At 72.8% G+C, this 19,819-nt stretch carries 22 protein-coding genes; 8 read left to right on the forward strand and 14 right to left on the reverse strand.

The window, feature by feature from the left end:
- Nucleotides 1–152: 152 nt before the first annotated feature.
- From xth to BLV24_RS13200, 4 genes are all read left to right on the forward strand, one after another.
- Entirely contained in the window at nt 153–938 is a 786-nt protein-coding gene (gene xth / locus BLV24_RS13185) for an exodeoxyribonuclease III (protein WP_092682480.1), read from the forward strand.
- A 202-nt stretch (nt 939–1,140) separates the two neighbouring features.
- Complete coding sequence (locus BLV24_RS13190; RefSeq protein ID WP_092682482.1) at nt 1,141–2,262, forward strand: Mrp/NBP35 family ATP-binding protein; 1,122 nt, start codon at nt 1,141–1,143, stop codon at nt 2,260–2,262.
- Nucleotides 2,259–2,726: an MmcQ/YjbR family DNA-binding protein gene (locus BLV24_RS13195; RefSeq protein WP_092682484.1), complete on the forward strand. Its 468-nt coding sequence runs from the start codon at nt 2,259–2,261 to the stop codon at nt 2,724–2,726. Before BLV24_RS13190 ends, BLV24_RS13195 begins: the two co-directional genes overlap by 4 nt.
- Before the next feature lie 442 nt (nt 2,727–3,168).
- Nucleotides 3,169–3,990, forward strand: a complete 822-nt coding sequence (locus BLV24_RS13200; protein WP_092682486.1) for a transglutaminase-like domain-containing protein — start codon at nt 3,169–3,171, stop codon at nt 3,988–3,990.
- A gap of 79 nt (nt 3,991–4,069) precedes the next feature.
- On the opposite strand, the gene BLV24_RS13205 is transcribed toward BLV24_RS13200, so the two are convergent.
- On the reverse strand, nt 4,070–5,119 hold the full coding sequence (locus tag BLV24_RS13205; protein WP_092682488.1) for a zinc-binding metallopeptidase family protein: 1,050 nt from the start codon (nt 5,117–5,119) through the stop codon (nt 4,070–4,072).
- A 115-nt stretch (nt 5,120–5,234) separates the two neighbouring features.
- Nucleotides 5,235–5,870 carry a glutathione S-transferase family protein gene (locus BLV24_RS13210; RefSeq protein ID WP_092682490.1) on the reverse strand — a complete coding sequence of 212 codons (636 nt, stop codon included), beginning with the start codon at nt 5,868–5,870 and terminating at the stop codon, nt 5,235–5,237.
- 302 nt (nt 5,871–6,172) lie between these two features.
- On the opposite strand from BLV24_RS13210, the gene BLV24_RS13215 reads away from it, so the two are divergent.
- The gene (locus BLV24_RS13215) at nt 6,173–6,847 is read left to right on the forward strand and encodes a DNA-3-methyladenine glycosylase I (protein ID WP_092682492.1); all 675 of its coding nucleotides are present in this window, start codon (nt 6,173–6,175) and stop codon (nt 6,845–6,847) included.
- Nucleotides 6,848–6,877: 30 nt separating this feature from the next.
- Here the strand turns inward: BLV24_RS13215 and BLV24_RS13220 are convergent, their stop codons facing one another.
- Nucleotides 6,878–7,321, reverse strand: coding sequence for a PaaI family thioesterase (locus BLV24_RS13220; protein ID WP_092682494.1), 444 nt, complete (start codon nt 7,319–7,321; stop codon nt 6,878–6,880).
- Between the two features lie 212 nt (nt 7,322–7,533).
- Between BLV24_RS13220 and BLV24_RS13225 the strand changes: the two genes are divergently transcribed.
- Together BLV24_RS13225 and BLV24_RS13230 are read left to right on the forward strand one after the other, a co-directional pair.
- Nucleotides 7,534–8,283 (forward strand): SCO family protein, encoded by a 750-nt coding sequence (locus BLV24_RS13225; RefSeq protein WP_092682496.1) that lies wholly within the window; start codon nt 7,534–7,536, stop codon nt 8,281–8,283.
- A 236-nt stretch (nt 8,284–8,519) separates the two neighbouring features.
- Nucleotides 8,520–9,323: a DUF2189 domain-containing protein gene (locus BLV24_RS13230; RefSeq protein ID WP_092682903.1), complete on the forward strand. Its 804-nt coding sequence runs from the start codon at nt 8,520–8,522 to the stop codon at nt 9,321–9,323.
- 12 nt (nt 9,324–9,335) lie between these two features.
- Here the strand turns inward: BLV24_RS13230 and add are convergent, their stop codons facing one another.
- The 5 genes from add to BLV24_RS13255 form a co-directional block, all read right to left on the reverse strand.
- The gene (gene add, locus BLV24_RS13235; RefSeq protein ID WP_092682498.1) at nt 9,336–10,322 is read right to left on the reverse strand and encodes an adenosine deaminase; all 987 of its coding nucleotides are present in this window, start codon (nt 10,320–10,322) and stop codon (nt 9,336–9,338) included.
- Nucleotides 10,319–11,569 carry a phosphopentomutase gene (locus BLV24_RS13240; protein WP_092682500.1) on the reverse strand — a complete coding sequence of 417 codons (1,251 nt, stop codon included), beginning with the start codon at nt 11,567–11,569 and terminating at the stop codon, nt 10,319–10,321. Before BLV24_RS13240 ends, add begins: the two co-directional genes overlap by 4 nt.
- A complete protein-coding gene (gene deoA / locus BLV24_RS13245; protein ID WP_092682502.1) occupies nt 11,566–12,888 on the reverse strand; it encodes a thymidine phosphorylase in 1,323 nt (440 codons plus the stop codon). Before deoA ends, BLV24_RS13240 begins: the two co-directional genes overlap by 4 nt.
- Before the next feature lie 158 nt (nt 12,889–13,046).
- The gene (gene deoC, locus BLV24_RS13250; RefSeq protein WP_092682503.1) at nt 13,047–13,850 is read right to left on the reverse strand and encodes a deoxyribose-phosphate aldolase; all 804 of its coding nucleotides are present in this window, start codon (nt 13,848–13,850) and stop codon (nt 13,047–13,049) included.
- Nucleotides 13,847–14,632, reverse strand: a complete 786-nt coding sequence (locus BLV24_RS13255) for a purine-nucleoside phosphorylase (protein ID WP_092682504.1) — start codon at nt 14,630–14,632, stop codon at nt 13,847–13,849. Before BLV24_RS13255 ends, deoC begins: the two co-directional genes overlap by 4 nt.
- Before the next feature lie 174 nt (nt 14,633–14,806).
- On the opposite strand from BLV24_RS13255, the gene BLV24_RS13260 reads away from it, so the two are divergent.
- Nucleotides 14,807–15,454, forward strand: coding sequence for a hypothetical protein (locus tag BLV24_RS13260; protein ID WP_092682505.1), 648 nt, complete (start codon nt 14,807–14,809; stop codon nt 15,452–15,454).
- Nucleotides 15,455–15,606: 152 nt separating this feature from the next.
- Here BLV24_RS13260 and cdd read toward each other — a convergent pair whose 3' ends face one another.
- From cdd to BLV24_RS22005, 6 genes are read right to left on the reverse strand one after another with little or no spacing between them, the layout of a single operon-like run.
- Complete coding sequence (gene cdd / locus BLV24_RS13265; RefSeq protein WP_245710555.1) at nt 15,607–16,011, reverse strand: cytidine deaminase; 405 nt, start codon at nt 16,009–16,011, stop codon at nt 15,607–15,609.
- Nucleotides 16,012–16,021: 10 nt separating this feature from the next.
- Nucleotides 16,022–16,618 (reverse strand): histidine phosphatase family protein, encoded by a 597-nt coding sequence (locus BLV24_RS13270; protein WP_176954744.1) that lies wholly within the window; start codon nt 16,616–16,618, stop codon nt 16,022–16,024.
- Entirely contained in the window at nt 16,618–17,583 is a 966-nt protein-coding gene (locus BLV24_RS13275; protein ID WP_092682511.1) for an ABC transporter permease, read from the reverse strand. The genes BLV24_RS13270 and BLV24_RS13275 overlap by 1 nt, the downstream gene beginning before the upstream one ends.
- 1 nt (nt 17,584) lies before the next feature.
- The gene (locus BLV24_RS13280) at nt 17,585–18,694 is read right to left on the reverse strand and encodes an ABC transporter permease (RefSeq protein WP_092682513.1); all 1,110 of its coding nucleotides are present in this window, start codon (nt 18,692–18,694) and stop codon (nt 17,585–17,587) included.
- Nucleotides 18,691–19,611, reverse strand: a complete 921-nt coding sequence (locus tag BLV24_RS13285) for a GIY-YIG nuclease family protein (protein ID WP_092682515.1) — start codon at nt 19,609–19,611, stop codon at nt 18,691–18,693. The genes BLV24_RS13280 and BLV24_RS13285 overlap by 4 nt, the downstream gene beginning before the upstream one ends.
- Before the next feature lie 23 nt (nt 19,612–19,634).
- A complete protein-coding gene (locus tag BLV24_RS22005; RefSeq protein ID WP_176954745.1) occupies nt 19,635–19,775 on the reverse strand; it encodes a hypothetical protein in 141 nt (46 codons plus the stop codon).
- Between the last annotated feature and the right edge of the window lie 44 nt (nt 19,776–19,819).

Below are 19,819 nucleotides of genomic sequence, written 5' to 3' on the forward strand. Positions count from 1 at the left end.
AGGCCCGCCCTCCGCCCGCCCCGAACGCTCGCCCCGAACGCTCGCGCCGGACGCCCGCGCCGCGTTGCGCCGGCGCGCCCGCCGCCCTAGTCTCCGCCCCCGTTCCCCGCGCAGGCCCCCGGCCCGCCGGACCGCCAGCGAAAGGGCCCCCGATGCGGATCGCCACGTTCAACATCAACGGCGTCAAGGCGCGCCTGCCCGCACTGCTGGACTGGCTCGCCCGCGCCGAGGCCGACGTGGTCTGCCTCCAGGAGATCAAGAGCCAGGACCATACCTTCCCGCGCGAACCCTTCGAGGACGCCGGGTGGAACCTGGAGACCCACGGCCAGAAGGGCTTCAACGGCGTCGCCATCCTGTCGCGCCGCCCGATCGAGGACGTGACCCGCGGCCTTCCCGGCGACGATGCAGACGAGCAGGCCCGCTATATCGAGGCCACGATCTCCGGCGACGCCGGCGGCGCGATCCGGGTCTGCGGGCTCTACCTGCCCAACGGCAACCCGACGCCGGGGCCGAAATACGACTACAAGCTCGCCTGGATGGAGCGTTTGCGCGCCCGCGCCGCCGAACTGATCGCGGGGGAGGAGACCGCGCTGCTGGCCGGCGATTTCAACGTGATCCCCCAGCCCGAGGACGCCGCCCGCCCCGAGGCCTGGACCGAGGACGCGCTGGCCCTGCCCGAAACCCGCGCCGCCTGGCGGCGGATCGTCAACCAGGGCTGGACCGACGCCATCCGCGCCTTTCATCCGGGGCCGGAGGTCTACACGTTCTGGGATTACCAGGCCGGCGCCTGGCAGAAGAACGACGGCATCCGCATCGACCATCTGCTGCTGAGCCCGCAGGCCGCGGACCGGCTCGCCGGCGCCGGGGTGGACGTGGCCGCGCGGGGGGGAGAGAAGCCTTCGGACCACACGCCCGCCTGGGTCGACCTCGACCTCTGATCGCGCCGAGGCCGCTCGCCCCGGCGCCGCCCTCGGCCGGGTTCGGGGCGGCGCCGGCGCCCGGCCGACGCCCGCGGGCCCGCGGGGGCGCCGCTTCCGCCGTCCCCCCCCCCGCGAGGCGCGCCGCGTCGCCCCGCCCCGCTTGCGCATGGGCCCTGGCTTCCATAGGTAGCGCTCAGCATCCCAAGGAGTCCCGGACCAGATGAGCGTCACGCGCGAAGACATCCTCAAGGCGCTGTCGCGCGTCAGCGACCCCGCGACCGGCAAGGACCTGGTCGCCGCCGACATGGTGCGCGCGCCCGGCTTCGACCCGGAGACCGGTCTCGCCCGCTTCATTCTCGAAGTCGATCCGGCCCGCGGCAAGGCGCTGGAGCCCCTGCTGAAGGCCGCCGAGGCCGCCGTCTCCGCCCTGCCGGGGGTGACCAGGGTCTCCGGCGTGCTGACCGCGCACGGGCCGGCCGCGGCGCCCTCCGCCGCCGCCCCCGCCCGCGCCGCGCGCCCTGCGCCGGACGGGCCCGCGCCCTCGCTGAAGCTCGGGCGCCATCCGACCCCGCAGGCCTCGAAGAAGCTGGCGGGGGTGGACCGCATCCTCGCCGTCGCCTCGGGCAAGGGCGGCGTGGGGAAATCCACGCTCTCGGCCAATCTGGCGGTGGCGCTGGCGGCCGAGGGGCGCCGCGTCGGCCTGCTCGACGCCGATATTCACGGGCCGTCCCAGGCCCGCATGATGGGCGTGTCGGACCGCCCCAAATCCGACGGCGAGACCATCCTGCCGCTCCACGCCCATGGCGTCACCGTCATGTCCATCGGGCTGATGCTGCCCGAGGACGAGGCGGTGATCTGGCGCGGCCCGATGCTGATGGGCGCGCTCCAGCAGATGATGAACCAGGTGCGCTGGGGCGATCTCGACGTGCTGATCGTCGACCTGCCGCCGGGCACCGGGGACGTGCAGCTCTCGCTCTGCCAGAAGGCCGAGGTGACGGGCGCGCTGATCGTCTCGACCCCGCAGGACGTCGCCCTGCTCGACGCCAAGAAGGCGGTGGCGATGTTCCGCAAGCTCGACGCCCCGATCCTGGGCATGATCGAGAACATGTCCGGCTTCGTCTGCCCCCATTGCGGGGGGGAGAGCCATATCTTCGGCCATGACGGCGCGAAGGAGGAGGCCGGACGGCTGGGCCTGCCCTTCCTGGGCGCGATCCCGCTGCATCTGGCGATCCGGGTGGCGGGGGACGACGGCGCCCCGATCGTCGCCCGCGATCCCGACGGACCGCAGGCGGCGGCGTTCCGCGCCCTCGCCCGGCGCCTGATCGGGGAGGGCAAGGCATGAGCGGTCACGGAACCGGAGACGCGCCGGGCGGCAAGCCCCCGGCCGCCGCCAAGTCCCGCGCGAAATCCGCCGCCAGGCCCGCGGCCGCGCCGGTCGCGCGCATCGCCGCCGCGGATGTGGAGGCGATGGCGCTGGCCCTGCCCGGCGCCGCGTCGGGCGGCCATTTCAGCGCGCGGGACGTGCGCGTGTCGGGCCGGATCTTCGCCAGCCTTCCGGCGGATGGCGGCGTGGTGGTGCGCCTGACCGCCGATCAGCAGGCGGCGTGGTCCACGGACGCGCCGGGCGCGCTGGCCCCCATCGCCAGCCGCTTCGCCCCCCATGGCTGGACCCGCGCCGACCCCGCCCGCCTGAACCGCGAGCAGGCCGCCCGCCTGGTGCGCAACGCCTGGGAGAACGTGGCCCCCCAGCCGCCGCGCGGCCCGCAGCCGCCGCGCCGCGCCGCCCGTCGCCGCTCGGGCGCCTGAGCGGAGCCTTGAGACCGCCGGCGGGGCGATTCGCCTCGCCGGCGGGATGCGCCGGTCCGCGGCGGGGATTCGCGGCCGCGTCGCGCCCCGGCGCCCCGCCGGAGGCGCGCGTCCCCGCGCCGTCGCGCAAACGAGGCGCGCCCCGTGCCGGCCTCACGGCGCGATTTCGGCGCCACGGCATGAAAAAGCCCGCCCGAGCGCCTTTTCCCGCCCGGCCGGCCCCGCTAGACAGCGCCCGTCGCGACCCGTCGCCCGGCCCTTGGCCGAGCCCGTCGCGACCCCGCTCACCGTCCGTCGTCCGTCGCCGCCCGGTCCCCCCGCGCGGCCATGACGCGGCTCATGTCGGCGGCCCGCGCTTGCGGCGCCGCCGTCCTGCCGACCATGCTTCACCGATGCGTCCGCAGCCGCCCCGCGGCCGACGCATCCAAACAGGAGGGCGACCATGCGCCTGCGCCTCGGTTGCCGGATCGCCTACGATCTGGCCGCGCCCACGCCCATCATCGCGCTGCTCAACGTGCATCCCTCGCGCGAGAGCTGGCTGGAACAACCCGACCGCCTGCGCATCTCCCCCGCCGTGCCGGTGGAGAGCTATCGGGACGGCTTCGGCAACTGGTGCGCCCGCTTCGTCGCGCCCCAGGGTCGGGTGGTGATCTCCACCGACGGGATCATCCATGACGACGGCCAGCCCGACCCGCAGGACCGCGAGGCCGGGCAGTCCGCGGTCGAGGACCTGCCCGCCGAGACCATCCAGTTCCTGCTCGGCTCGCGCTATTGCGACACCGACCGGCTGATGGACGAGGCCTGGCGGCTGTTCCAGCACACCAAGCCGGGCTGGGAGCGGGTGCAGGCGATCTGCGAATTCGTCAACGGCCACATCACCTTCGGCTATGAGCACGCGCGCCCGACCCGCACCGCCTGGGAGGCCTATAACGAGGGCGTCGGCGTATGCCGCGACTACGCGCATCTGGCCGTCGCCTTCTGCCGCTGCCTGAACATTCCGGCGCGCTACTGCAACGGCATCGTGTCGGATGTGGGGGAGCCGCCGCCCTATGCGCCGATGGACTTCGCCGCCTATATGGAGGTGTGGCTGGGCGGGCGCTGGCATGTGTTCGATCCGCGCAACCTCAAGCCCCGCATCGGGCGGGTGCTGGTGGCGCGCGGCCGGGACGCCGCCGACGTGCCCCTGACCCAGAGCTTCGGGCCCGCCAACCTGGCCGAGTTCGCGGTCTGGATCGATCCGTTGTCGGACCCGATGATTCCCTGAACGACGCCCCAACTTAACGACGAACGGGAAGGCCGGCGCGCACCGGCCTTCCCGCGAACGCGCCTGCGAACGCTGGTCTTCAGGCCGGCGCGGGCGGCGCCTCGGGCGCCGGGCCGGGGTCGGGGGCGGGAGCGGGCGCAGGGACGGGCGCGGGCGCCCGCAGCCAGCGATGCACGAAGGCCAGCTTCTCGCGCGCCGGTTCGGGCAGCACGAACGGATAGAGATCCGGCTGCCCCATCGCCCGGTTGACGTGGTTGAGCGCGAGGCCCAGCGCGCAGGCCCGCTCGATCAGCGCCGCGGCGTCGGTTTCGGCATAGGCGTCGTAGCCGGCCGGCAGATCGGGCGAGGACAGGCCCGCCGCCTCGAAACTGTCGGCGATGTCGGTCAGGTGCAGCAGATGCGCCGTGCTCTCCGCCCAGTCCTCATGCGCGTGGCAGGACGCGTATTCCGACACGAAGCGCGTCTGCCAGTCGGCGGGCGGGCCCTCGGCGTAGTGCCGCTCCAGCGCCGCGCCGTAATCCTCCCGCTCATCCCCGATCAGCGCCCGGAAGCCGTCGGCGAATTCCGGGGTCTGCACCAGCCGCATCTGCAGGAAATGCGCGAGCTCGTGGCGGAAATGGCCCTGGAGGGTGCGGAACGCCTCGCCCAGGTCTTCGCGCCGCTTCACCCGCTCGGCCGGATCGGCCTCCGCGAGATTGATGGTCACCAGCCCGTCGGCATGGCCCATGATGACGTCGGCGGGGCCGTGGCGGGTCTCCTCGGCCAGCAGGTGGAAGGACGGGCGCGGGCCGGGGTCTTCGGGCCCGAACCAGCCCCAGCGGGCGAGGTTGGTCAGCACCCAGCGCTTGGCGGCCTCGGCCTCGGCCCATTGCTCGGCGGCTTCGGGGACCACCGGGTCCGGGGCCACATCGGTCATCATGCACGACCGGCAATAGGCGCCCGGCCCGTCGGAATCGGCGCGCCAGTTGCAGCGGATCACCGTGCGGTTGGCGCAGGGCCGCGCCTCCGCATCCGCCAGCGCGACGAAGGCGGCGGCGTCCGGGTCGAAGGCGACCTCGGCCCCGCAGCTGCAGGCGAGGTTGCGGAAGTAAACGGTCGTCCCGCAGGCGGGGCAGGCGAACAGGCGCATCTGGCTCTCCGTGTCGCCGCGGCCCGGGACCGGCCTGGCGGCGGTCCCGGGCTCGGGGCATGAGGTCGGTCGGGCCTGGCCGGGGTCGCGCCGCGGGGTCGCGAGCGCCCTTCCGTCAGGCGGAAACGGGGTCGAGCCCCTCGGCCTCCAGCGCCGCGCGCACCGGGGCCCGGGTCTCCATCCGGGCGCGGTGGGCGGCGACTTTCGGGAAGTCGGCGGGGTCGAGCGAGTCGCCCTCCATCCAACGGGCGACGGTGTAGAGATAGGGGTCCGCGAGCGAATATCCATCGCCCATCGCCCAGGGCCCGTCGCGGAGGCATTCGTCCTCCACATGGCGGAAGGCGGCGCCGACGGTCTCGGGCGTCTTGCGGCGCATGTCCTCGTGGGAGGAGGGGTCGTCGGCCCAGCGGGAGCCGCGGAACTTGTGGGCATGGGCGACATGGAGCGTGGCGCAGAGGAAGGCGACGAGGCTGTCCATGCGCGCCCGGGTCCAGGGATCGGCGGGGAGAAGGCCGGCCTCGGGGTGGGTGGCTGCGACATAGCCGAGGATCGCCGGGGTTTCGGTCAGCACGCCGTGGTCGGTGACCAGCGCCGGCACCCGGCCCTTGGGGTTGATGGCGAGATAGTCGGGGCCGCGCTGCTGGGAGGACTTGAAGTCCACCCGCGCCAGTTCGAAGGCCGCGCCGGCGTCGCGCAAGGCGATGTGGGAGGCGAGCGAGCAGGCGCCGGGCGAGGAATAGAGGGTGAGCATGGCGGGGCTCCGGGCTGGATGCGCGCGGCGGCGCCGGGAAGGGAGCCGCAGAACCGCACGGGGCGCGGGCGGCGTCAAGCGGGGGCGATCTGGGGCGCGGGCGGCGGCATGGCGGCGCGGGCGGGCGGAGCGCCATGCCCGCCCGCGGCTCCCCCGCAGCCGAGGACACGGGCGCGGGCTGTCGATGCCCCGGCGCCGGCGCGAGCGGTTAGCTTGCGCGCGGCTTTACGCAGCGGCCGCTGGCGCGGATAGTCATGCCGCCCGTCCCCTGCCCGCGCCCGCCCCTCGCCCCCGGAGCCCCCATGCCCGCATTCGCCCCCATCTGGGACCTCGCCGCCGCGCGCCACGGCGGAGACGCGGCGCTCGAAGCCCTGCTCGACCGCCCTGCGACGCCCGAGGCGCTGCGCGCCGTGTCCGACGCCGAGTGGCTGGGCGACATGACCCGCCGCGTGTTCTCCGCCGGCTTCAGCCAGAAGGTCGTCGCCGCCAGGTGGTCCGCCTTCGAGGCGGCGTTCGAGGGCTTCGACCCCGGCCGCTGCGCCATGCTGGACGAGGACGCGCTGGACCGGCTCGCCTCGGATCCCGGGCTGATCCGCAACCGGGCCAAGATCGCCTCGGTGCGCGAGAACGCGGCCTTCCTGCGGGCGCTGGCCGAGACGCATGGCAAGCCCGCCGGCCATGTCTTCGCCGACTGGCCGGCCGAGGACCATGTGGGCCTGCTGGCGCTGCTGAAGACCGAGGGGACGCGGCTGGGCGGGATCACCGGCGCCTATCTGCTGCGCGGGCGCGGGGTGGACGGGTTCATCCTGACCCCGGATGTGGTGATGGCGCTGAACCGGGAGGGCGTGATCTCCGGCGCCGGCGTCTCGAAATCCGCGATGCGGGCGCTGCAGGCGGCCTTCGACGGCTGGCGGGCGGAGACCCGGCGGCCGATGATGCAGCTCAGCCGGGTGCTGGCGCTGTCGGTCGGGGCCTGAGCCGGGGCGACGCGCCGCCGGGCCGGCCTGTCAGACCGCGCTGAACGTCGCCGAGGCCCGCGCCACCACCCGGTCCCCCGCCATGACCAGCGCATCGACGAAGCCCAGACGGCGCCCCGCGCGGATCACGCGGGGCCGGACCTCCAGCCATTCGCCGAGCTGGCCGGAGGCGACGTAGTCCAGCGACAGCGACACGGTGACGGCCCGCGCCGGCGCCGGCGCCTCGCCGTCGTCCGCCGCCGCTCTCGCGCCCAGCGCGCGGCCATAGCTCAGCCCCATGGCGTTGTCCGCCAGCGCCGCGATCACCCCGCCATGGGCGAACCCGCGGGAATTGCAGTGCGCCTCGCGCAGCCGGAGGCCGAGCCGCACCGCCTCCGGCTCGACGCAGGAGAAGAGCGGCTCCCACGGGTCGGTGACGGGGCTCTTGCGGAAATGGGGGGCGAAGCCTTTCGGGGGGAGCGGGTCGGGCGTCATGCGGGGATCTCCTGGCGGGCGGGTGGGGAGCAACGAATCCTGACACATGTCCGCCTGAGATGTCAGAAAATTGACCCTGCGTCGACGGCGGCGCAGGCGGGACGCCGGGGCGGGCGTGAGGGCGTGAGGGCGTGAGGCGGCGGCGCTTCCCAGCCGGCCCGGCTTGTGCGAGTCTCGTCACCGAAGCCTTCGACTTGCCGGATGGACCCGCCATGCCCTTCGCCCGCCCCTGCCCGCCGCCGCGGCGCTCCGGCCGCGCCGCCATCGCGCGCGCGGGTCGGCTGGCCTTGTCCCTGACGCTGGCGCTGGCCGGCGCGGCCCTGTCCCCGGCGCTGGCCGCGAGCCCCCGGCCCGCGCCCCCCGCGGAGGCCCCCCGCTTCACCGCCGCCGAGGCCGCCGCGCAGCGCGACGCCCTGCGCGCCCGGGGCGAGGCCAGCCTCGCCGAAGCCCGCGCCGATCTGCCCGCCGACGCGCCGCCCCCGCCCGCCATGGCCCCCGATTTCCTCCTGACGAACCAGACCGGGGCCCCGGTCGGGCGCGACGCGCTCGCGGGTCGGCCCTGGCTGCTGTTCTTCGGCTATATCGTGGACCAGAGCCTGTGTTCGGCCTCCCTGCCCCGGATCGCGGGGGCGGTGAACATCCTGGAGGATGCGGGCGTCGAGGTGACGCCGGTCATCGCGTCCATCGACCCCGCCCAGGACCGTCCCGGCCCCATGGGCCCGGCGCTCGCGCGGTGGCACTCCCGCATGGAGGGGCTGACCGGAGAGGCCGAGGCGCTGGCGGACCTGCGCCGCGCCTTCGGGGTGGAGCTGGAGCAGGTCGGCGTGCTGCCCGACGGCGCCCCGATCTGGATCCATGGCGGGCTGCTCTACCTGGTCGGGGCCGATGGCAGGGTGCTCGCCGCCCTGCCCCCGCTGATGGAACCGCGCAGGTTGGCGGAGGTGGTGGCCCACCTGCTCTGATCCGGCCATGATCGAGGTCAAGGCGGGCGCCGCCGGGCGCCGCGAAACTGATCCGGCCGGACCCGGACGCGCCGATCCGGGAGGGGCCGAAGGAGAAACGCCCGATGACCGAAACCGAGCCCCCCGCGCCCTCTTCCACCTCCCCCTCTTTCACGCCCCCCTCTTCGACGCCCCCCGCGCCCGCGCCGTCCGCGCTCACGCCGCCCGGCGCCCGCGCGCCGACCGGCATGCGGCCCATGCCCCGGGTCCGGCGGATCGGCTTCGACGACCTCGCCTTCGCCCTGCGCGCCGGCGTCGCGGACTTCCGCCGCGCCCCGCAATTCGGCCTGTTCTTCGGCGGCATCTACGCGGCCGGCGGCTGGCTGTTCTACTGGCTGCTGGCGGTGGTCGAGGCCCCGTGGCTGATCCTGCCCATCGCGCTGGCCTTCCCGCTGGTCGGACCCTTCGTGGCGGTGGGGCTCTACGACGTCTCCCGCCGGCTGTCCCGCGGCGAACGGCTGAGCTGGAGCGCGGTGCTCGGCGTGGTGTTCGAACAGCGGCGGCGCGAGCTCGGCTGGATGGCCTTCGTCGTGCTCTTCATCTGCTTCGTGTGGTTCTACCAGGTGCGCACCCTGACCGTGCTGTTCCTGCAGAACATGAGCTTTTCGAGCGTCGAGGGCTTCCTGACCGTCGTGCTGACCACCACCAGCGGGCTCGCCTACCTGGCGGTGGGCACGGGGGTCGGCGGGTTCCTGGCGCTGACGCTGTTCTCCACCACCGTGGTCGCCATCCCGCTGCTGCTGGAGCGGGACCGGGATTTCATCACCGCCATGATCACCTCGATCAAGGCGGTGACCGCCAACCCCGTCCCCATGCTGGTCTGGGCGGCGGCGGTGACCGCGACCATGATGATCTCGATTCTCGCGGGGTTCCTGGGGTTGCTGGTGGCGCTGCCGATCCTCGGCCACGCCACCTGGCATCTCTACGGCCGGCTGGTGGAGCCGGAGCCGGCGCCGGAGACTGAGACTGAGACTGAGACTGAGGCCGGCGCGGCGCCCTGACCGCGCCGCGCCTCAGCCCCGCAGACAGGGGGCGATGAGGGCGCGGGTGGCGTCGTCGCAGAAGGCGGCGTCGAGGCTGGCCCGGGCGATGGCGCGGAACTCGGCCTCGTCCCAGCCGAAGGCCGAGGACAGGCCCGCATATTCCCGCGTCATGTCGGTGCGGAAAAAGGGCGGGTCGTCGGTGGACACGCCGACCGACACCCCCGCCTCGCGCAGGCGGGCGATGGGGTGGTCGGCCCAGTCCTCGTAGACCTCCAGCGCCAGGTTGGAGCCGGGACAGGTCGCCAGATGCACGCCCCGATCCGCCAGCCGGGCGACGAGCCGCGGATCCTCGATCGCCCGCACGCCATGATCGACCCGGTCGAGATGCAGCGCGTCGAGCGCCTGGGCCACGCTTTCGGGCCCGCCGAATTCGCCCGCATGGGCGGTGAGGCCCAGCCCCGCCTCCCGCGCGATGGCGTAGGCGGGGGCGAAATCGGCCGGTGCGTGCATCCGCTCGTCCCCCGCGAGGCCCAGCCCCACGATCCGCGGATGCCCGGCGCCGACGGCGAGCCTGGCCGCCGCCACCGCGCGCTCCGGCCCCAGGCCGCGGATGCAGGTGGGGATGAAGCGGGCGACGATGCCGGTCGCGGCTTCCGCCGCCGCGGCGCCCTCGGAGATGGCGGCGAGATATTCCGCCCAGCGCCCGGCGTCGCCCTCGGCCACATGGTCCGAGGAGATCGCCAGTTCGGCGTAGAGCACGCCATGCGCGGCGCAGTCCCGCAGCACCGCCTCGGCCAGCCTGCGGTGGTCGTCGGGGGTGGCGAACATCGCCGCCACCCGGTCATAGGCGGCGAGGAACTCGGTGAAGCCGCGCCAGATGTAGAAGCCGTCCGGGCCGATCAGGTCGTCGGTGGGGATGCCGCGGGCGTCGGCCATCTCCCGCACCAGGGCGACGGGGGCGGCGCCCTCGATATGCAGGTGCAACTCGATCTTGGGCAGGGCCTTGAGCGGGCTCATGGCAGAGGACCTCCTTGCAGGGGGCGGCCGGCGTCGAGGAAGCTTTCCCCGTGGGCGCCGGGGGCGAGGCCCAGATGCGCGGCCAGCGTCTCGCCCACATCGGCGAAGGCGCGCAGGCCGGCGGAGCCGGGGGTCAGCCCCGGCCCGGCGCAGAGGGCGGCGACCCGTTCGCGGGTATGGTCGGCGCCGGTCCAGGTCGGGTCGTTGCCATGGTCGGCGGTGACGATCAGCAGGTCGCCGGGGCGCAGGGCGGCCAGCGCCTCGGGCAGGCGGGCGTCGAACCGCTCCAATGCGGCGGCATAGCCGGGCACGTCGCGGCGGTGGCCGTATTCGCTGTCGAACTCCACGAAATTGGCGAACACGAAATCGCCCTCGCCGGCATCGCGGATCGCCCCCACCGCCAGGTCGAACAGGGCCATGTCGTCCTTGCCCTTGAGGCTTTCGGAAATGCCCGCGCCCGACATGATGTCCTTGATCTTGCCCACGCCCACCGTGCGCCCGCCCGCCGCGACCACCCGGTCGCAGAGCGTCGGCTGCATCGGCGGCACCGCGTAGTCGCGCCGGTTCGGGGTGCGGTGGAAATCCTCCGCCGAGGCCCCGACGAAGGGCCGCGCGATCACCCGCCCCACCAGCAGACCCAGGTCGTCGAGGATGGCGCGCGCGACCTCGCACAGCCCCAGCAGGCGGTCGAGCCCGAAGGCCTCCTCATGCGCGGCGATCTGCAGGACGGAATCGGCGGAGGTGTAGACGATGGGCTGGCCGGTCCTGACGCTCTCCTCGCCCAGCCGGGCGATGATCTCGGTCCCCGAGGCGTGCTGGTCGCCGAGGATGCCGGGGATCGCGCCCTCCGCGATCAGGCGCTCGGTCAGGACGGGGGGAAAGGACGGCTCGGTCCGCGGGAAGTAGCGCCAGTTCCGCGACAGCGGCGCGCCCGCCAGCTCCCAATGCCCGGTGATGGTGTCCTTGCCGGGCGAGACCTCCTGCGCCACGGCCCAGGTGGCGGCGGAGGCCGGCGAAAGGCCCGGCGGGAACACCCCGCAGGCCGCCGCGCAGGCGTCGCCGAAGCCCAGCGCCGACAGGTTGGGCAGCGACAGCGGCCCGGCGCGGCCCATGTGATCGGCCCGCCCCTCGGCGCAGGCCTGCGCGATATGCAGCAGGGTGTTGGACCCGGCGTCCCCGAAATCGGCGGCGTCGGGCGCGCCGCCAACCCCGACGCTGTCCATGACGAACAGGAACGCCCGGCTCATCCCGCATCCTCCGGGCCGAGCCGGGAGAGCACGGCCTCCGAGTCCTCCGGCGCCGCGTCGCCCACGGTGTAGGCGGCGAGCACGCGGGCCGCGGCGCGGTCGGCGTCGTCGCGGGTGGCGGCGTGGATGCGCGCCAGCGGGAAATCCCCGTCGACCAGCGCGCCGATGCCGGCGCAGTGGCTCAGGCCGACGCGCGGGTCGATCTCATCGGCCGCGCGCCGGCGCCCGCCGCCCAGCTCCACCACCGCGGTGCCCAGGCCCCGCCCGTCCACCGCCTGCACGAGACCGGAGGCCGGCGCCGGCACGTCGACCACCACAGGCGCGTCGGGAAGGTAGGCGTCGAACCGCTCCACGAAATCGGCCGGGCCGCCCAGCGCCGTGACCATGCGCCCGAAACGCTCGGCGGCGGACCCGTCCTCGAAGGCCAGCGACAGGCGGGCGCGGCCGGCCTCCGCGTCCTCGGCCAGCCCGGTGAGGAACAGCAGCTCCCCGCCCAGCGCCACGGTCACGTCCCAGAGCCTGGCGTCCACCTCCGCCCCCGTCAGGAAGCGCACCGCGTTGGCGACTTCCAGCGCGTTGCCGCAGGCGGACGCCAGCGGCTCGTCCATGCCCGTGACCAGCGCCGAGGTCCGGCAGCCGGCCCCGTTGGCGACCCCGACCAGGGAGGCGGCCAGCGCCTCGGCCTCCGCCACCGTGCCCATGAAGGCGCCGGAGCCCGCCTTCACGTCCAGCACCAGCGCGTCGAGCCCGGCGGCGAGTTTCTTGGACAGGATCGAGGCGGTGATCAGGTCCAGGCTCTCGACCGTGCCGGTCACGTCGCGGATGGCGTAAAACCGCTTGTCGGCGGGCGCGATCTCCGCCGTCTGGCCGATCACGGCGCAGCCCACGTCGCGGACCACGCGCTCCAGCGCCTCGGGCCCCGGCGCAACGTCGTAGCCGGGGATGGAGGCGAGCTTGTCCAGCGTGCCGCCGGTATGCCCCAGCCCGCGCCCCGAGATCATCGGCACGTAGACCCCGCAGGCCGCCAGCGCCGGCGCCAGCATCAGGGAGACATTGTCCCCCACCCCGCCGGTGGAATGCTTGTCGGCCACCGGGCCGGGCAGGTCCCAGCGCAGCACCTCGCCGCTGTCGCGCATGGCCAGCGTCAGCGCCACGCGCTCATCCATCTCCAGCCCCTTGAAGAACACCGCCATGGCGAGCGCGGCCACCTGGCCTTCGGTCACCGCGCCGGAGGTCAGGCCGTCAACGAAAAAGCGGATCTCCTCCGGGGTCAGGACCCCGCCGCCGCGTTTCTTGAGAATGATCTCCTGGGGGAGCATGTGATGTCCTGTCGCCGAATGCCGCGCGGAGAGGTCGGCGTCTCCGCCCCTCGCCGCGCCTTTGCGGTCCTAGATAGCGCGCCGTCTCGACCCGATCCACCACCGGAGCGTGCGCGGCCGCCCCGCGCTTTGCGTTCCCGGCGGCGGCGGCGGGACGGTCAGTAGCCCTCGCCCCGCGCGTCGCCCGCGCCGCCGCCGAGCGTGTCGAGCAGCGCGTCCAGCAGGCCCGAGGCCCCGAAGCGGAACGTCGTCGGCCCCGCCCAGTCCGGCCCCATCACCCTGGCGGCGATGTCCAGATAGGCCGCGGCCTCGGCCGTGGTGCGCACGCCCCCCGCGGCCTTGAAGCCGACCCGGCCCCCGCCATGTTCGGCGATCGCGGCCAGCATGAGCTCGGCGGCCGAGAGCGTGGCGTTGACCGGGACCTTGCCGGTGGAGGTCTTGATGAAATCCGCGCCGCCCTGGATGGCGAGGCGCGCGGCCTCGGCGATCATCTCGCCGTCCTCCAGCACCCCGGTTTCGAGGATCGCCTTGACCGGCGCGGTCCCGGCAGCGCGCTTCACCCGCTCGACCCGGGCGCTGACGCCGGCGCCGCGGCCCTCCATCAGGTCGCGATAGGGGATCACCATGTCGATCTCGTCGGCGCCGTCGAGGATGGCGGCGCGGGTCTCCTCCATCGCCTGTTCGTCGGTGGCGAGGCCGGTGGGAAAGACCACCACCGTGGCGACCTTCACATCCGGCGCGACGATGCGGCGGGCGAGCCCCGCGAAGCGCGGCCAGACGCAGAGCGCGGCGACCGAGCCGTAGGGCGTCACCGCCTTGGCGGCGAGCTCGCGGATCGCGCCCTCGTCGCAATCGTCGTTGAGGTTGGTGAGATCGAGACAGGCCAGCGCCCGCGCCGCGGACTGCGCGAGGGTCGGCTCCGGCGTCTCGGAGGCGGCGGCGGCGGCGTCGGTGTCGGTCATGCGAAGCTCCTGACGAAGGCGCGGACCAGGGCGCGGAACCGGGTCAGGGCCTTGGCGGCCTCGGACTTGGTTTCGGCATGGCTGAGCGGCTGGCCGGTCATTCCGGCCGCGTAATTGGTGACGACCGAGACCGCGGCGACCTCGAGCCCGAGGAACCGGGCGAGGATGGTCTCCGGCACGGTGGACATGCCCACCGCGTCGGCGCCGAGGATGCGGGCGGCGCGGATCTCGGCCGGGGTCTCGAAGGACGGGCCGGAGAACCAGGCGTAGACGCCTTCGTTCAGCTCCGGATCGGCGGCCTTCAGCCGGGCGCGCAGATGCGGCGCGTAGGCGTCGACGAGGGACACGAAACGGTCGTCGGTCGCCTCCCCGATCAGGGGGTTCAGCCCGGACCAGTTGATGTGATCGCAGATCGACATCAGCGCCCCCGGGGGCATCTCGTCGCGCAGGGAGCCGGCGGAGTTGGTCAGCAGCACCGCCTCCGCCCCCAGCGCCCTGATGGTCTCCAGCGGCGTGCGCATGACGCCGGCGTCGCCGTCCTCGTAGTAATGCGCGCGGCCCGACAGCAGCGCGACCCGCACGCCCTCCAGCTCCCCCACCACCACGGCGCCGGCATGGCCCGAGACGCCGGAGACGGGGAAGCCGGGCAGGTCCTCGAAGGGAAAGGCGTGGGCGCGGTCCAGCTCGGAGGCCAGCGCGCCGAGGCCGGAGCCGAGCACGAGGCCCAGGCGGACCGGCGCGTCGCCGGCGCTGGCGCGGATCTTGTCGGCGGCTTCGGTCATGCGCGCTCCTCGGTCTTCGGCGGGCCCGTCCTCGGCCGACGGGGCGACCGTCGCCCGTCCGGCTCACGGGACCGCAGGTTTCGGCCGGCGGTCTTTCGCATCTAGTCTTTTTGGACGCCGCGCGCCAGTTGAAGCAGGGTGGCGGAACGCAGAGCGTGAAAGGGAACCATAGTGATGACGCGGAATGACAGGATCACGGCGCAGGCCGGGCGGGTGGCGAGCGGGCTGGCCGGCACGATGATCGCGGCGCTGGCGCTGGCCGGCTGCACGCCGCAATCGCCCGGCATGGGTGCTGCGATCGAGAAGCCGGCCGCGGGCGCCCCCGACGCCTCCGCCGGCCCGAGCCTGACCTCGGACGGCTACGGGCCGCTGGGCGTGGGCATGAGCCTCGACAACATCGCCCACGCCTTCAGCCCCGAGGGCGGCGGCGAGCTGATCGGCCGGGCCGGCGGCGACGCCTGCCTGGAAGGCGTGCCCACCGGCGCCCCCGAGGGCCTGCGGGTGATGGTGGAGAACGGCAAGCTGACCCGCGTGACCCTGGGCGAGGGCGCGACCGCCCGCACGTCGCTGGGCGTGGGCGTGGGCGACCCGGCCTCGGCGGTGGAGGCGGCCTACGGGCATCGCGTGGTCACCGACGCGGCGCGTTTCGACCCGGCGCCGGCGCAGGTGAAGACGGTCTGGACCCGCAACGGCCCGACCGGCCGCCGCCCCACCGCCGACGAGACCGCCCGCGGCCTGCGCTTCGAAATCGGCGCCGACGGGATCATCCACACCATCCACGGCGGCGGCCGCAGCATCCAGTATGAGGAAGGCTGCTCCTGACGCCCCTACCGGGCCGCGAGGCGCGGCAAGGGGGGCGGAGGCCGACCGTCCGCCCCCCTGGCGCAACACGCGTAGGGCGGGCGCCAACCCGCCGTCCCCCGGCCTGAAACGCCGCGCATCGCATACCCGCCGACGCGCGCCGCGCCCCGGCGTCAGCCGTCCATGGCGAAGCCGGCGGGCAGCAGTTCGGCCAGGGTCCAGCTGGCGCGGATGCCCTCGGCGTTGGCGGAATGGACCACCGTGTCGGGCCGCCCGAACTCCGCCAGCCGCTGACGGCAGCCGCCGCAGGGCGTGAGCGGGGTGGAGAGCTCTCCGGCCACCACCACTTCCTTGATGATGCGATCGTCGTCGGTCTTCGCGGCCATGATCATGTGCGAGATCGCCGTGGTCTCGGCGCACCAGCCCTCGGGGAAGGACTGGTTCTCGATATTGGCGCCGGTGAAGATGCGCCCCGACTCGGTGCGCAGCGCCACCCCGACCGCGAAATCGGAGAACGGCGCGTAGGCCGACTTGCGCGCGGCGAGCGCGGCGTGGAACAGATCCTCGGGGCCGGTCACAGGCGCATCCTCAATGTTCGACGAGCGAGGCCGGCGCGGCGGGGTCGCCCGCCAGCTCCAGCTTGCGCCACACGCCGCGATGCACATGCGCCGCGGTGGGCTGGGTGATCTCGCGCCAGTTCGCATAGACGAAATCGTCGGCCAGATGGGTGAGCGCGATGGACAGCACCCCGAAATGGCAGGCGAGCACCGGCTTTTTCGCCCCGCTTTCGCGGATCGCCATGAGCGCGGCCTGGGTGCGGTCCCAGACCTCGTGCATGGTCTCGGACCAGGGCGCGCGGAAATGCCGGTCGCCGGTCACCTGCGGGGCCAGCTCGCGCATTTCGCGCAGGGCGGAGGCGCTGATCTGCCATTCCTGAAGGCGACCGTCGACGATGATCTCCAGCCCCATGCGCTTCGCGAAGGGCTCGATCGTCTCCTGGCTGCGCCGGTAGGGCGAGGCGAAGATGGCGTCGATCCCCTCCCCCTCCAGCCGGTCGGCCAGCCGCACGGCGTCGGCCGCGCCGCGCTCGGTCAGCGGATCGCACAGCCCCTCGCCGGATTTCTCGCAATGGCGGAGGATGACGAGATCCATCTCCCGCAGGGTCGGGTCGGCATGGTCGCGCATCATCGCTCCTTCACATAGGGCGTGCCGCCGGCCTTGGGCGGAACCGCCTTGCCGATGAAGCCCGCCAGCAGCACCACGGTCAGGATATAGGGCAAAGCCTGGATCAACTGAACCGGGGCGGCGCCGATCAGCGGCAGCTCCTGCCCCTGAAGCCGGATGGCGGCGGCGTCGAGGAAGCCGAACAGCAGGCAGGCGAACATGACCTGGATCGGCCGCCACTTGGAGAAGATCAGCGCGGCCAGCGCGATGAAGCCCTTGCCCGCCGACATGTCCTTGATGAAGCCCGCCGACTGGGCGACCGCCAGATAGGCCCCCGCCAGCCCGCACAGCACGCCTGCGCAGACCAGCGCCAGATAGCGCATCCGCACCACCGAAATGCCGGCCGTGTCCACCGCCGCCGGGTTCTCCCCCACCGCCCTCAGCCGCAGCCCGAAGCGGGTGCGGTAGAGCACCCACCACGAGAAGGGCGCCGCGGCGAAGGCCACGTAGACCAGAAGGTAGTGCCCGGACAGCAGCTCGGAATAGATGCCGCCGATGACCGGCACGTCCGCGAGGCTTTCGGCGAAGGGCAGCTGGAGGGTCTGGAACCGCTCGCCCCCCATCAGCGGCGGCGTGCGGCCGCCCTGGTGGAACCAGGCCGTCCCCAGCAGCGCGGTCAGCCCGGCCGCCAGGAAGTTGATCGCCACGCCCGAGACGATCTGGTTGCCGCGATAGGTGATGCAGGCCAACCCGTGCAGCAGCGCGAACAGGATCGAGGCCCCCATCCCCGCCAGCGCCCCCAGCCAGGCGGAGCCGGTGACGCTCGCCGTCGCCGCCGCGGCGAAGGCGGCGATCAGCAGCTTGCCCTCCAGCCCGATGTCGAAGACCCCCGAACGCTCGGCGTAGAGCCCCGCCAGCGCGGTCAGCAGCAAGGGGGTCGAGAGCCGGACGGTCGAATCCAGCATCAGGATCAGCGCGTCGAACATCTCAGGCCTCCCCGGTCTTGCGGGCCGGCAGCGCGGCGAACAGCCGGGCGACGGCGGGGCGGAACATGAATTCCAGCGCGCCGGCGAACAGCACCACCAGCCCCTGGATCACCACCACCATGTCGCGGGTGATCGCCGGCATTTCGAAGGCCAGCTCCGCGCCGCCCTGGTAGAGGATGCCGAACAGGATCGAGGCCAGCACCACCCCCACCGGATGCGCCCGCCCCATCAGCGCCACCGCGATGCCGACGAAGCCCGCGCCCCCCGCGATGTCGAGGAACATGCGGTTCTGGTCCCCCATCACCGGGTTCATCGCCATCAGCCCCGCCAGCCCGCCCGACAGCGCCATGGCGACCAGCGTGATCTTCACCGGGCTGATCCCGGCATAAACCGCCGCGGTGGGGTTGGCGCCGAAGGTCCGGATCTCGTAGCCCAGCCTTGTCCGCCAGATCAGCGCCCAGACGAAGACGCAGGCGGCGAGCGCGAGGAAAAAGCTCATGTTCGCCGGCGCCCCCCCGATGTCCTGCCCGAAGAGCGCGAGGAACCCGTCGAGCTTGGGCAGGCGGCCGGCCTCCTCGAAGGTGCGGGATTCCGGGGCCATGGCGCCGGGAACCTTGAGCACGTTGACCAGCAGGTAGACCATCAGCGAGGCGGCGAGGAAGTTGAACATGATCGTGGTGATCACGATGTGGGAGCCGCGCTTGGCCTGGAAATAGGCCGGGATCATCGCCCAGCCCGCGCCGAACAGGGCGCCCCCGATGGCGGCGAGCGGCGCGATGATCCACCACGGCAGGTAATGGTCGAGCGCGAGGCACACGAGCCCGACCCCCAGCCCCCCGATATAGGCCTGCCCCTCGCCGCCGATATTGAACAGCGAGGCGTGGAAGGCCACGGCGACGCAGAGCCCGGTGAAGATGAAGTTCGTGGCGTAGAACAGCGTGAACCCGATGCCCTCTCCGAAGCCCAGCGCGCCGTAGAGGATATGTTCCACCGCCTCGATCGGGTCCTCCCCGATGGCCAGCACGACCAGGCCCGCCACGACGAAGGCCGCGATGAGGTTCAGCAGCGGGATCAGGCCGAGGTCGACCCAGCGGGGGAGTTGGGCGTTCATTCCACATCCTCGGTGAGCGAAACCTGATATTCCTTGAGGGTCTGACCGCCCTCTTTCAGTCGCCAGGATGTCCGGCCATTGACATTTCGACCGTAAATCACCGCCGCGGCCTGACTGGGACTCGAAAACGAGACGTCGCGCATAAAGCGAAGTAGGTTGCCGCCGGATGCGGGATCGTCGGCGAGCGACCCGTCCTCGACAAGAGAATTTCTGAGGTTCTCCACGGGATTGCTTGCATGATCCGGCTTCGCATCCGCGGTCGAACCCGCTCGCACAACGACTTCGCCATCCACCAGAACGGCTTCGGCGGCCATGCCCCTCTGGGCGGCGCGAAGGCGCAAGGCCAGCGCAGTTGAAGCGGCTCCAGCAGTGCTGAAGGCCGGCTCGACCTCATCTTCGCTCTCGCTTTTCGCCAGCCTGCTCGCGGCAGACGCCCGCAAGATGTCGTATCCCAGAACAGGCAGAATGATTTCGACCTGAGCGCGAAAGAACTCCATGTCGGAGACATCAGATTCCGGGAGGACGCCTTGCGTGGGCTCGATGCGGTTCAGCACGATGGAGCGCCCCGCCGATTTCGCCAGTTCGGTGAGGCGATTTTCCAAGTGGCGCGCATGAGCCTTCGTCAGGTTTTGATCCTTGCTCGTCACAATGCAAAAACTTTCGAAGAAGTCTTTTTCATCGGACTTGCTATGTTGCGCGAGCCGCTTGCCGACGTCATCTGACTCACCGACATAGACTTCTCGACGCCCTGACGCGTCGAGAGGATCGCCGAACAGAAAATAGACCCCCGTCCGCTTCGCTTCCGGGCGCTGCAACACCTCCGGCAATCGCTCGCGCGGCGCGCTAAGCGCATGGCCGGACCAATTCATGATCTCCGCGGTGACGATCCCTTTCGGGTTGCCGTCCACCAGAAACATCCGCACCGTTCGACCTCGCGAACTCACGCCGCCTCCCCCTTCTCGACGCCGCTCATCAACAGCCCGATCTCCCGCTCCCCGGCGTCGCCTGGCAGCTCGCCCATCACCCGACCGTCGAACATGACCAACACCCGGTCCGACAGCGCGCGGATCTCGTCCAGCATCGTAGGGCGGGTGCGAACCCGCCGCGCCCGGTCCCAACCCCGCG

Origin of the sequence: Albimonas donghaensis, assembly GCF_900106695.1 — a bacterium.
GTDB lineage: Bacteria > Pseudomonadota > Alphaproteobacteria > Rhodobacterales > Rhodobacteraceae > Albimonas > Albimonas donghaensis.